Source organism: Algibacter pectinivorans (genome assembly GCF_900112595.1).
In the GTDB taxonomy this organism is placed as follows: Bacteria; Bacteroidota; Bacteroidia; order Flavobacteriales; family Flavobacteriaceae; genus Algibacter_B; species Algibacter_B pectinivorans.
The window spans coordinates 226,620-238,293 of record NZ_FOMI01000007.1 but is presented as its reverse complement, the minus strand read 5'-3'; the positions used below and the strand labels follow the sequence as shown (position 1 = coordinate 238,293).

The window sequence follows — 11,674 nt, the reverse complement described above, 5'->3', positions numbered from 1 at the left end:
CATTCTGATAGAGGCTTACAATACTGTTCTAATGACTATCAAAATCTATTAGATAAAAATGATATTCTACCAAGTATGACAGAACAATATGACCCTTATGAAAATGCTATTGCAGAACGGATTAATGGTGTGTTAAAACAAGAATTTGCAATTGATAAATACAATACCAATTTGGAAATTAAAACTAAATTAGTTCAAAATACCATAAAAATATATAATAATTTTAGACCACATTTATCTAATTATATGTTGACGCCACAAGAAATGCACAATCAAAATAAGGTCAAAAGAAAACAATATAAAAACAAAAAAGGTAGTGATTTTAAATCTCTACCTTTAAATTATTAATTCTGTAACGCTATTTCAGGACGTCACATATTGGTATTCTATTCTTTGTTTTTCTTTTTCCATCTATTAGAAAATATACTTAAAACAATGGTAAAAAAGATTATTGTAAGTACCGTTAAAACAACAAAATTATCAAGAGCTTTAAGAACCCCAAAAACAAAAATACCACCAACCATAAGTCCAGTAAGTACTAAAGCTTGTTTGTCGTTTATCATAGTTTAAAATTAAATACCTGTGTAATTACTTGGTGTAATTTGTTTTAATTCGTCTTTAATTGCATTAGAGACCTCTAAGGTATCAATAAAATTTGATATAGAATCTTGGTTTATTTTAGAGTTGGTTCTTGTTAAGCCTTTTAAAGCCTCGTACGGATTAGGGTAGCCTTCGCGACGCAAAATAGTTTGGATGGCCTCGGCAACTACCGCCCAATTGTTTTCTAAATCTTGGGCAAATTTATCTTCGTTTAACAATAATTTGTTTAAACCTTTTAAAGTCGATTTAAAACCAATTAATGTATGTCCAAAAGGCACACCAACGTTTCTTAAAACCGTACTATCAGTTAAATCGCGTTGTAATCTAGATACAGGTAATTTAGCCGAAAGGTGCTCTAAAATAGCGTTTGCAATACCTAAGTTTCCTTCAGAGTTTTCAAAATCTATAGGGTTAACTTTGTGTGGCATAGCAGAACTTCCAACCTCACCAGCTTTAATTTTTTGTTTAAAATAATCCATCGATACGTAGGTCCAGATATCTCTATCTAAATCTAAAACAATGGTATTAATACGTTTTAAAGTATCAAACAAAGCAGCCATATGGTCGTAGTGCTCAATTTGCGTAGTAGGAAACGAGTGTTGTAACCCTAACTTTTCTTGTACAAACTGTCCGCCAAAAGCTTTCCAATCAATGTTTGGGTAAGCCACATGGTGCGCATTAAAATTACCCGTTGCACCACCAAATTTAGCAGCACTTGGTATATCGTTTAATAAGTTAAATTGCTCTTTTAAACGCACTACAAAAACTTCAATTTCCTTTCCTAAACGGGTAGGAGATGCCGGTTGCCCATGCGTTCTTGCCAACATTGGTATGTTTGCCCAGTCTTTAGATAAGTCTTTAAGTTTTTCTAAAAGTATTAAATATTCAGGCACATAAACATTATTCATGGCCTCTTTAATACTTAAAGGAATGGCCGTATTATTAATGTCTTGCGATGTTAAACCAAAGTGGATAAATTCCTTAAATTCAGATAATCCTAAAGCATCAAATTTCTCTTTTATAAAATATTCTACAGCTTTTACATCATGGTTAGTAACGCTTTCAATGTTCTTTATAGCCAAGGCATCTTCCGATGAGAACTCCTTGTAAATCGCTCTTAAACTCTCAAAAACACCAGTATCAACAGCTTTAAGTTGAGGTAACGGAATTTCGCAAAGCGCAATAAAGTATTCTATTTCTACTAAAACACGGTATTTTATTAAGGCTTCTTCAGAGAAATATGGCGCTAATTCACTTACTTTACTCCTGTATCGACCATCAATTGGCGAGATGGCATTTAATGCTGATAATGACATAATTTTTGTTTGGTTTTAAGAAGTTGCAAAGATAGAAAAGAAAGTTAGAAGTACGAAGTTACAAACGCTAAGATTAAAGCAAATTCATAGTAATCTCGGTTCTGCTAACTAAATATTTGGGCGTGCCCCAAGGGTCGGGCTTTCCGCTAAATCTTTTTTTGCCATTTATGGCAGCAAAAAAAGGATACCGCTTCAATCCCTCACGCGGGTTAACCTGCTAAAGCTATACTATAACTCAAGCAAATGGATGTTTCGGTTACTTTTGTTTACGTTTAATCTTTTTCAAAATATGGCGTGCTCTAGCTTTATAGGCCGCACTTTGTTTCGAGAAATCGTCTTGCAAAATACGCACAAGTTCGGGGTGTACCCAATCCATACTATTTCCAAACATAAAAAGTGTAGTCATACTGTAAGCTTTAGGAGCCACTTTTACATCGTTAATCATATAATCAAAACAGGTTTCTATAATACGTTCTATATGGGTTTGGGTTAAATTTGTTTTAATAATATTGTCCGTTTTTGAGGTATAAGCCGTAACCAAAAACTCACAAATTTTAGCTACAGGTCGCACTGCCGATTCTATTTTAACCTTGTGCATATGCTCCGTAAAAACATCTAAATACGGTACAATGGTTTCAATATTATGGTTGCACATAAACTCGAAAACCCAAGCCGCACGCGGCGAAATTTTATCATCAACCCTAAAAAGGATATCCAATAACCTAGGAACCAATTCCGGATTATCTTGCATTAAGTTGGCGTAAAATAAACGCTTTTCCCGCGAGTGGTTTACGTAATTTAATTCCTTATAAAGTTGCTCTGTAGTCAAAAGGTTTTCTTATTTTTAAATTCTAAAATTAGGCAAAATGAAAATAACAAAAAAAATACTCATTCTACTTTTAATTGTATTTGTAATAGCTCAGTTTTTTGGGCCAGAAAAAAACCAAGGTGATTTAGCGTCTATGGATGCTTTTATGGCAGAAACCAATCCGCCAGAAGATGTAAAAATTATTCTAAAAGATGCCTGTATCGATTGTCATAGCAATGTTACCAAATATCCTTGGTACAATAATATAACACCTGTAAATTATTGGCTAAACCATCATGTCGAAGATGGTAAAAAGCATTTTAATATGTCTAATTGGGAAGGGAATTCCATAAAACGAAAAGATCATAAGTTCGAAGAGCTTATAGAAATGGTTGAAGAAGGCGAGATGCCTTTAAACTCTTATACTTGGGCACATAGCGAAGCTAAACTTAGCGAAGCTCAAATAAAATCGGTTATTGATTGGGCAAAATTAGTTCGCGTAAAATATGGTTTAGCGCCTAAGCCGGAGTAAGCCCCAAGCTATCCTTCCCCAAAGGGGAAGCGAAAGTGGGATGCATAATATCACAAATTACTCGTATTATAATAATGAATTCCAAATGCCATGGCGATATGGTTCTGCGTTGAAATTTGGTTTTTATATTTTGAGATTTGGAAATTTTTATGAAGAAAAATTTACTTATTATAGGCTACGTATGGCCAGAACCCAAAAGTTCTGCGGCAGGAAGTAGGATGATGCAACTAATTGATGTTTTTCAGTCGGAAAACTATACCATAACCTTTGCGAGCCCTTGTGCCAAAAGTGACAACGCTTTTAACTTAAACAGTATTGGCGTTACACAAGTTTCCATTGCTTTAAATAACGCTTCTTTCGATGATTTTATAAAAGACTTAAACCCAAGTGTTGTGCTTTTCGATAGGTTTATGATGGAAGAGCAATTTGGTTGGCGCGTTACCGAACACTGCCCGAATGCCTTAAAAATTTTAGATACCGAAGATTTACATTGCCTACGTAAAGGCAGACACCAAGCTTATAAGGATAATAAACCGTTTAATAAAACCTACCTATTTAGCGATACAGCAAAGCGGGAAATAGCAAGTATATATCGTTGCGACATAACCTTAATTATTTCGCAAGCCGAAATAGACATTCTAAAAAGCGATTTTAAAGTGGACGAGGCCTTGTTGCTGTATTTGCCATTTATGCTAGAACAAGTTTCTAATAATAATATAAATGCCTTTCCTAAGTTTGAGGATAGAGCACACTTTATAAGCATTGGTAATTTTTTACATGAGCCTAATTATAATGCCGTACTTTATTTAAAAGAAACTATTTGGCCGCTAATACGAAAAGAACTACCACAAGCCGAATTACATATTTATGGTGCTTATGTATCTCAAAAAGTAACCCAGCTAAATAATAAAAAGCAAGGCTTTATTGTAAAGGGTTTTGCTCCCGATGTTAACACGGTTATGCAAAACGCCAAAGTATGTTTAGCGCCAATTAGGTTTGGAGCGGGTTTAAAAGGAAAATTAATCGATGCTATGCAAAACGGTACGCCTATGGTAACCACTACCGTTGGGGCAGAAGGGATGTTTGGCGATTTTGAACCTAACGGCTTTATTGAAGACGATGCTAATTGCTTCGCAAATAAGGCCACTCAATTGTATAATAACGAATGGTTTTGGACCGAGAAGCAAACCAATGGATTTGCTGTAATAAACAATCGATTCAATGCGGTAAAACATAAAAATATGTTTGTATCGCGAATTGAATCGACTATTAATAATTTGGATATACATCGTCAACATAATTTTACGGGACAAATGCTGCATCATCATAGTATGCAAAGCACCAAATTTATGAGCCGATGGATTGAAGAGAAGAATAAAGCCTAAGCGGTTACCTCACTCTTTTTAATTTTTCTGTAAGTAAACGAGTTAAAAATGTTTCGCTTACCAAAACGTGTTTGCTTATCCGATTGCGAAAATTTAATATACAACGCTTTATTTACACCAAAAAACTCGTAAGTATTGCCATCTAAAAAAGTAACTTCTAAAAGTAGTCCTTTATGTTGCCAATCCATTATTGGTGTAGAAATAGTCGTATTAAAGTCTTCTAAATTAGCAGCTTTAGTTTCTGGAGCGATACTAACTAAAAAGTGGTAACCATCAATAATTTGTCGGCTTTTTATTTCAGCCTCAACAGCTTTAGGATCACCTGCTTGAAATTTGTCTGGGTGCCATTCCTTAACTAAATTTCTGTATTTAGATTTAAGAAATTTTAAACTCATGTCTTGTTCTACTTCAAACAATTTCTTGTATTCGTTAATGCGCTTCATCTGTTACTTCGGTATTTTTTTAAATAGTGCGCGAAGATAGTCTTTATAGTTTACAGATGGCCAATTATTTTAATCATAATACATTAAAATTATTTATGTAACGCCTTTATTTAGTGGTGTTTATTAAATCAATCATTTTGCGTACACCAACAGTAGCTGTGTTTTTAATTACAGTTAAATTGCTATGGCTCGCTATACTTGGTTTTGGATCTATAAAATACGTTGGTGTGTTTTCTGGAACATAATGCATTAAGCCTGCAGCAGGATACACTTGCATGGATGTACCTATAATAACTAAAATATCGGCTGTTTCGCATATGCTAACGGCTTTTTCAATCATTGGGACATCTTCGCCAAACCAAACTATGTGTGGTCGCAGTTGGTGTCCGTTTTCGCAAACATCGCCTAAAACCAAATCTGTTTTCCATTCTCGAATTGCTTTATGGTTTTTAGTGCTTCTTACTTTTAGTAATTCGCCATGCAAATGAATCACATTTGTACTTCCTGCACGTTCGTGTAAATCGTCTACATTTTGGGTTACAATGGTTACTTTATAATCCTGTTCTAGATTAGCCAAATCAACATGGGCTTGGTTAGGTGTTACTTCAAATAACTGGCGACGACGTTGGTTATAAAAATCTAGAACCAATTCTGGGTTGGCTGTAAAACCTTCGGGAGTTGCAACTTCCATAACATCGTGCCCTTCCCATAAACCATTGGCATCTCTAAAGGTTTTTATGCCACTTTCGGCACTCATGCCTGCGCCTGTAAGTACTACTATATGTTTCATTGTTTGTGCCTTTTTGTAATTCTTATTTTTGATGGGACAGAATCAAAGATACTAAGTATTCATTTTTATTAATGATAGAAAGTTTATTAGTTTTGTGATATGACTGACCTAAAACTCTTAGAACACTTAGAAACGTATTTAACCGAACACCGTAAAAATCGTTTCCACGCCGTATTACAAGAGCGTACTAAACATTTTACTGTAGCTACCGAAGATGTGTACCAATTGCACAACACGAGCGCCGTAATGCGAAGTTGTGATGTGTTTGGAATACAGGAGTTAAACATTGTTGAAGAAGTAAACAGTAAGCGTATTGACCGCGAAATAGCTATGGGTGCTCAAAAATGGGTAGATTTAAATCGATACGGTAGCGTTAAGAGTTGTATTAAGGATTTAAAACAAAAGGGCTACCAAATTGTGGCTACTACGCCACATACAGACGATTGTGAGCTGTATGATTTCGATGTCACTAAAAAGTCCTGTTTTTTCTTTGGACGAGAAACCGAAGGCTTATCGAAAGCTGTTTTGGATGAAGCCGATTGCTATTTAAAAATTCCTATGGTGGGCTTTACCGAGAGTTTAAATATTTCGGTTTCGGCTGCTATTATTTTACAACATGTAACAAGTAAGCTTAAAAAGACCGCTATTAATTGGCAACTTACCGAACAGGAAATACTTGAAAAACGTTTAGATTGGTGTAAAAAAACAATTAAAAGCCATGACGAGATTGTAGAGCGGTTTTACCAATTGAAAAAATAGTTATCTTTATAGGAATCAACTTTTTAAATGCAGAAATCATGAAAAAAAATATGGTAGGCTGGTTTGAAATTCCTGTTTCTGATATGGATCGAGCTCAGGTGTTTTACGAAAATGTATTTCAGGTAAAAATAGATATTCAGGATTATGGCGAAATGCTAATGGGTTGGTTTCCTTTCACCGAAGGAGCCGAAGGTGCTGCAGGAACTTTAGTTAAGCAAGACTCTTATACGCCAAGTCATGAGGGTACATTGGTTTATTTTATGAGTGATGATGTGCAAAATGAATTGGATAGAGTAGAAGGTGCTGGCGGTAAAATACTGCAAGCTAAAACCGAGATTTCTCCAGAACAGGGTAATATGGCTATTTTTGAAGACTCGGAAGGTAATAGAGTAGCTTTACATTCGATGGTTTAGCACTGCCTTTTGCAGGTTTACCCGCGCTAGGGATTGCAAAGGAAAGCCCACAGCCCGACGTAGGAGGTGCGAGGACTTGTATTGAAAAGCCCGACCGCCTGTCCTGAGCAAAGCCGAAGGGTGTGGTAGCCTGCCTGCCGGCAGGCGCCCTAATAATTAAGTTAAATTTTTCTGCTACGACCGCGACTTAGCAGCTTATATTCTTCGTAACATTCGCTTATGGCATCTAGTATTTGTAGATCGTTAGCCGTTTGTATAAAGCCTTTAGAGTAGTTGCACTGGCTAACAATTTCGTCTAGATCGACGCGCTCTACTTGTAGTAAAACGGTTAGCATTTCGCGATCGAAACGAGAGGCCAAAAGGTTCCTTATTTCGTCGTCTTGCTTCATTTTTTTAAGCTTACGCAGTTCGGTTTCTTTTTTACCAAACATACGGTGTAAAAAATCGGCAGGGTTAAATATAGACCCAATAACCTTGGTTAGCCCAGACTTTTTGCTGGCCTCGTAACCAGAGCCTTGTAACCCAGAAATACTGTAACGGTAGTTGGTGTTAATGTCTGGTACTTGCTTAATATCGACTTCTAAATAACCGGTAAGACTTAGTTGGTTTACAACCACTTCTTCTAAGGCTAAAGCTAACTCGGTAAGTGCTATTTTAGAGCTTCCAAACTTTATCCAGTCGTTAGTTACACGCACTTTTATAGATTTAAAACCTAAATAGGATAGGTGTAAGGTGTCGTTAGCTTTTGCGGTAATTTCGAATTCACCCGCTTTATTTGTAGTGGTACCAATAACTTGGTTTAGGTTAACAATATTAACGCTTTCTAGAACAGAGTCGTCGGCAGAATTAATAATTACACCTGATACTTTCCCTTGCTCTTGTGCTATACCAATAGCAGAAGTTATAAGAAAGGTAAAAAGTAAGATATAATTTTTCATAGGCCTAAATTGCTTACCAAAAGTAATAAACAAAACGGCAATACATTGCCGTTTTGTTTTATTTTGACTTAAAATTAACAAAAAAGTTTAATTCCTAATTTTCTAGGATTAACAAATTTATGGTAAGCTTGACACTTAGCATCAAGCCTTTTTTTATTATCGTCTAGAACGTCTTGGTCTTGAACTTCCGAATTCGCTAGAGTCTGAACGACGTGGTTTTGAGCCACCACCGTCGCTTCTGCGTCTATCACTTCGGCTTCCAGAAGAAGCGCCTTTTCTGTCGTCACGTCTTCCGCCACCACGTCTGTCGTCTCTTCGTTTACCACCGTCGCGTCTTCCGCCACCGCGTCTACCGCCACCACGATTTTCAGATACTTCTACGTTTACAAAGCGTCCTTCGTGTTTAAAGTCGGTAAAATGTGCTAATACTTTCTCTTTGGCTTCATTTTCTGTGTTAAAGAAAGAAAAAGATTCTTTAGTTTCCACTTTAAAAACATCGTCTCTACCTAGTCCTAACTGTTCTTTTAAGAAATCTTTTAAAGACATCCAATCGAAACCATCTTTAGAACCTACATTAATAAAATAGCGTGTAGAGTCGTTTTTACCACCTCTAAAGTCGCGTCCGCCATCACGTCCACTATCAAAAGAGCCTTCGGCAATATTTAAGTTTTTAGATTTGTTGTAGTAGTTAAAGAAACGCGTAAACTCTACAGAGAAGAATTTTTTAATTAATTCATCTTTATCCGTATCGGCAAATAATTCGTTAATACTATCTAAATGCTTATCTATTTCGTGGTTAATTTCTGTGTTGTGAATTTTATTTGCAAGCGACATTAATTGTACTTCGCAAATATCGGCCCCATCAGGAATATCCTTTTTATCGAACTTTTGGTTTATAATACGCTCGATACTTTTAATTTTACGAACCTCACTTTTAGAAACAATAACCATTGAAACTCCAGTTTTTCCGGCACGACCTGTTCTACCAGAACGGTGTGTGTAGGTTTCAATTTCGTCTGGTAATTGGTAGTTTATTACGTGTGTAATATCATCTACATCAATACCACGCGCAGCAACATCGGTTGCCACAAGCATTTGTATTTGTTTGTTTCTAAACGATTTCATTACCAAATCTCTTTGGTTCTGGCTTAAATCGCCATGTAAAGCACCAGCGCTATAACCATCTTCAATTAAGTTTTCGGCTACTTTTTGAGTATCGCGTTTTGTTCTACAAAAAATTACCGAAAATATATCTGGATTGGCATCACTTAAGCGTTTTAAAGCTTGGTAACGGTCTCTGGCGTTTACTAAATAGTACTCGTGCGATACATTACTTGTACTTTCATTTTTCTTACCAACAGTAATTTCCTGTGGGTTATTCATGAATTTTTTTGCAATTGTTGCCACCTCGCGAGGCATAGTTGCAGAAAATAACCATGTGTTTTTATCTTCTGGAGTATGCGATAAAATATCTGTAATATCTTCCTTAAACCCCATGTTTAACATCTCGTCGGCCTCATCTAAAACCGAATATTGGATTTTAGAAATATCGACCAAACGACGGTTAATCATATCTTTCATTCTACCAGGCGTAGCCACAATAATTTGTGCGCCACGTTTAATATCTCTAGCTTGGTCTGTAATACTAGAACCACCGTAAACGGCAACTACATTAAGGCCTTTACAATATTTACCATACAATTTCATTTCGTTAGTAATTTGTAAACAAAGCTCTCTAGTTGGCGATAAAATTAAACCCTGCGTAGTGCGGCTAGAAACATCAATTTTTTCTAACATCGGGAAACCAAAGGCAGCCGTTTTTCCTGTTCCGGTTTGGGCTAGTGCCACTAAATCGGTTTCAGATTCTAATAAAATTGGAATTGCTTTTGCTTGTACTTCACTAGGTTTTTCGAATCCTAAATCGGTAATTGCTTGTAATAGATCGTCATTAAGACCTAAATCTTTGAATGTGCTCATTTTGTTATGTATGCGATTTGTTATGTGGTGTTACATAAAGAAGCGAATCGACATACTTAACTTAAACTTCCAGTAACACATCCTCACTCTGAGGAATAAAAACTCGTCTTGAGTTTCAGTCGACAAAGATACACTATTATTTTTGATTGACGATAAACCATTTTAATTTCCAATTTTAGGCTAGAAATTTAGGGTTATTTAGGGGTAAGTTGCTTTACTCATTGATTGACATTAAAAAAGGGTATTCGTGACTATAAATATTTTAGCTCAATTTAATTAAAAAGTATTGTTTTGTTGGACTTGGTTTTTCGTGATAATTGAAGTTATAATATAGGATAACTACAAATATTATAAATAGGCTTATTAATTGAAAACTCGTATAGTGTTTTACAACTAAAAAGTAGTGCCATAAAAGTGAGTTATTCGATATTTTTAAACAGATATAAAGAGCTAAATAAGAGTACAAAATGATTTAAATAATATAAGCTTATTTATTAAAATTTTAAGGATTATAATTTTTTAAACTTTTTTAGTTTAAGCAGAAGTGTTTTTTTTCTTTTAAGTAATACCTTACTTATTAAAATTATCCATTTTCAAAACTATTTTTTTGATTTACTTTTTTACTGTAAATAATTTTTTAAAAACCATGAGTATTACTCTTTATTTATAAAAAGAAAAACAGGACAGTACAGGAGAGTTTTCTCATAAGCTTATATTATTATTGGTTTTGTTATGAATATGATAAATTTATTTTATAAAATTTATTAAAAATAAAAACAAACTAAAACTAAAACAAGATGAAATTCCAATTAAACCAAATTAATTTCAAGACCTTATCGGTTGTAGCATTGTCTGCAATTGTAATGTCGTGTTCAAATGATGAGCAAGACGTAGTAGAAAAAGATTTAAATGCAGTTGAAGATGAAACATTAGTCCCGGAAAGCGACAATTTAACAGATGCTTGTAGTACAGCAATGTATACTTATCCTGGAGATGTTAACAGTGCTGTTAATACTGTTATAGACGACAGATCTTGTGTTTATAATTATACCCAAACAACTTTTGGTACGTCTTATACGTGGGGATATTATAGGCTTAGAGCTAATACCAGTTCTGACCATAGCCAAACAAGAATTGAAAGAGCTAGTAAAATTGTAAGTAATAAAAAAAGTGGAAATTACGTAAATATTAGAGGTTGGGTGAGAATTAATAGAGTTGGTGATGGCGCATCAACTAACACAAATGGAAACTTAGGTAATAGCAATGGAACTTATTTTATTCAGGCTAAAGGAAAACATACCGGTGGTGGTGGATCTCCAGATCCGGCTATTTGTTTATTTGTAGCTAAGCCAATAAAAGTAGGTAATGATGATTATTTTGATATTTATAGAGAAGAGATTATTACGAGAGGAGGAGAAGGTTCAGGTGGTAGAACATTATATGGACCAATAACTAGAGTTAGAAAAAATACCGATTTTTATGTTTCTGTATCAACAGGGTTTCATCAAGCCCCTGGGAGGTCGTTGTCACATTATGTTAATGCCAGTATAAATGGCGTGACTGCTAATTTTCAAGTGCCACAAGCATGGAGGTCTACTCAAGCTAAATTACGAATGGGGGCTTACCGTTGTAAAGGTGGTGAGGCAGAAATTTTATGGCGTAGTGTTCAAACATCATTTGTAAATAATCCATAGTAGTATTGTAAATGATTTA

13 protein-coding genes are annotated in these 11,674 nt (G+C 35.1%); 6 read left to right on the top strand and 7 right to left on the bottom strand.

The features are described from left to right. Positions 1-348 (top strand): integrase core domain-containing protein (locus BMY96_RS11960; RefSeq protein ID WP_139205251.1); only part of this gene is annotated, 348 nt, incomplete at its 5' end. Between the two features lie 38 nt (positions 349-386). On the opposite strand, the gene BMY96_RS16020 is transcribed toward BMY96_RS11960, so the two are convergent. The 3 genes from BMY96_RS16020 to BMY96_RS11950 form a co-directional block, all read right to left on the bottom strand. After that, positions 387-563 carry a hypothetical protein gene (locus BMY96_RS16020; RefSeq protein ID WP_175473564.1) on the bottom strand — a complete coding sequence of 59 codons (177 nt, stop codon included), beginning with the start codon at positions 561-563 and terminating at the stop codon, positions 387-389. Between the two features lie 9 nt (positions 564-572). After that, entirely contained in the window at positions 573-1,916 is a 1,344-nt protein-coding gene (gene purB / locus BMY96_RS11955; protein WP_092852460.1) for an adenylosuccinate lyase, read from the bottom strand. Between the two features lie 256 nt (positions 1,917-2,172). Further along, positions 2,173-2,745 (bottom strand): adenylosuccinate lyase, encoded by a 573-nt coding sequence (locus BMY96_RS11950; RefSeq protein WP_092852458.1) that lies wholly within the window; start codon positions 2,743-2,745, stop codon positions 2,173-2,175. Positions 2,746-2,782: 37 nt separating this feature from the next. Between BMY96_RS11950 and BMY96_RS11945 the strand changes: the two genes are divergently transcribed. Together BMY96_RS11945 and BMY96_RS11940 are read left to right on the top strand one after the other, a co-directional pair. Continuing rightward, the gene (locus BMY96_RS11945) at positions 2,783-3,256 is read left to right on the top strand and encodes a heme-binding domain-containing protein (RefSeq protein WP_092852456.1); all 474 of its coding nucleotides are present in this window, start codon (positions 2,783-2,785) and stop codon (positions 3,254-3,256) included. Between the two features lie 149 nt (positions 3,257-3,405). After that, a complete protein-coding gene (locus tag BMY96_RS11940; RefSeq protein ID WP_092852454.1) occupies positions 3,406-4,641 on the top strand; it encodes a glycosyltransferase in 1,236 nt (411 codons plus the stop codon). On the opposite strand, the gene BMY96_RS11935 is transcribed toward BMY96_RS11940, so the two are convergent. After that, a complete protein-coding gene (locus BMY96_RS11935; protein WP_092852452.1) occupies positions 4,638-5,084 on the bottom strand; it encodes a KTSC domain-containing protein in 447 nt (148 codons plus the stop codon). The genes BMY96_RS11940 and BMY96_RS11935 overlap by 4 nt on opposite strands. Positions 5,085-5,190: 106 nt before the next feature. Then, positions 5,191-5,874 carry an SIR2 family NAD-dependent protein deacylase gene (locus BMY96_RS11930; protein ID WP_092852450.1) on the bottom strand — a complete coding sequence of 228 codons (684 nt, stop codon included), beginning with the start codon at positions 5,872-5,874 and terminating at the stop codon, positions 5,191-5,193. Positions 5,875-5,973: 99 nt separating this feature from the next. Here BMY96_RS11930 and BMY96_RS11925 point away from each other — a divergent pair, with 99 nt between their 5' ends. Together BMY96_RS11925 and BMY96_RS11920 are read left to right on the top strand one after the other, a co-directional pair. Then, positions 5,974-6,633, top strand: coding sequence for a TrmH family RNA methyltransferase (locus tag BMY96_RS11925; protein WP_092852448.1), 660 nt, complete (start codon positions 5,974-5,976; stop codon positions 6,631-6,633). Positions 6,634-6,671: 38 nt separating this feature from the next. Further along, on the top strand, positions 6,672-7,046 hold the full coding sequence (locus BMY96_RS11920) for a VOC family protein (RefSeq protein ID WP_092852446.1): 375 nt from the start codon (positions 6,672-6,674) through the stop codon (positions 7,044-7,046). A gap of 161 nt (positions 7,047-7,207) precedes the next feature. On the opposite strand, the gene BMY96_RS11915 is transcribed toward BMY96_RS11920, so the two are convergent. Next, a complete protein-coding gene (locus BMY96_RS11915; RefSeq protein WP_092852480.1) occupies positions 7,208-7,984 on the bottom strand; it encodes a carboxypeptidase-like regulatory domain-containing protein in 777 nt (258 codons plus the stop codon). Positions 7,985-8,140: 156 nt separating this feature from the next. Next, positions 8,141-9,961 carry a DEAD/DEAH box helicase gene (locus BMY96_RS11910; protein WP_092852444.1) on the bottom strand — a complete coding sequence of 607 codons (1,821 nt, stop codon included), beginning with the start codon at positions 9,959-9,961 and terminating at the stop codon, positions 8,141-8,143. Positions 9,962-10,758: 797 nt separating this feature from the next. Between BMY96_RS11910 and BMY96_RS11905 the strand changes: the two genes are divergently transcribed. Continuing rightward, positions 10,759-11,655, top strand: a complete 897-nt coding sequence (locus BMY96_RS11905; protein WP_092852442.1) for a hypothetical protein — start codon at positions 10,759-10,761, stop codon at positions 11,653-11,655. The last annotated feature ends 19 nt before the right edge of the window (positions 11,656-11,674 follow it).

What these genes read in the sequence shown, in the direction of transcription:
- BMY96_RS16020 (WP_175473564.1), bottom strand. Translation starts at nt 563, where the DNA reads ATGATAAACGACAAACAAGCTTTAGTACTTACTGGACTTATGGTTGGT.
- BMY96_RS11945 (WP_092852456.1), top strand. Translation starts at nt 2,783, where the DNA reads ATGAAAATAACAAAAAAAATACTCATTCTACTTTTAATTGTATTTGTA.
- BMY96_RS11935 (WP_092852452.1), bottom strand. Translation starts at nt 5,084, where the DNA reads ATGAAGCGCATTAACGAATACAAGAAATTGTTTGAAGTAGAACAAGAC.
- BMY96_RS11915 (WP_092852480.1), bottom strand. Translation starts at nt 7,984, where the DNA reads ATGAAAAATTATATCTTACTTTTTACCTTTCTTATAACTTCTGCTATT.
- BMY96_RS11910 (WP_092852444.1), bottom strand. Translation starts at nt 9,961, where the DNA reads ATGAGCACATTCAAAGATTTAGGTCTTAATGACGATCTATTACAAGCA.
- BMY96_RS11925 (WP_092852448.1), top strand. Translation starts at nt 5,974, where the DNA reads ATGACTGACCTAAAACTCTTAGAACACTTAGAAACGTATTTAACCGAA.
- BMY96_RS11940 (WP_092852454.1), top strand. Translation starts at nt 3,406, where the DNA reads ATGAAGAAAAATTTACTTATTATAGGCTACGTATGGCCAGAACCCAAA.
- BMY96_RS11920 (WP_092852446.1), top strand. Translation starts at nt 6,672, where the DNA reads ATGAAAAAAAATATGGTAGGCTGGTTTGAAATTCCTGTTTCTGATATG.
- BMY96_RS11905 (WP_092852442.1), top strand. Translation starts at nt 10,759, where the DNA reads ATGAAATTCCAATTAAACCAAATTAATTTCAAGACCTTATCGGTTGTA.
- purB (WP_092852460.1), bottom strand. Translation starts at nt 1,916, where the DNA reads ATGTCATTATCAGCATTAAATGCCATCTCGCCAATTGATGGTCGATAC.
- BMY96_RS11930 (WP_092852450.1), bottom strand. Translation starts at nt 5,874, where the DNA reads ATGAAACATATAGTAGTACTTACAGGCGCAGGCATGAGTGCCGAAAGT.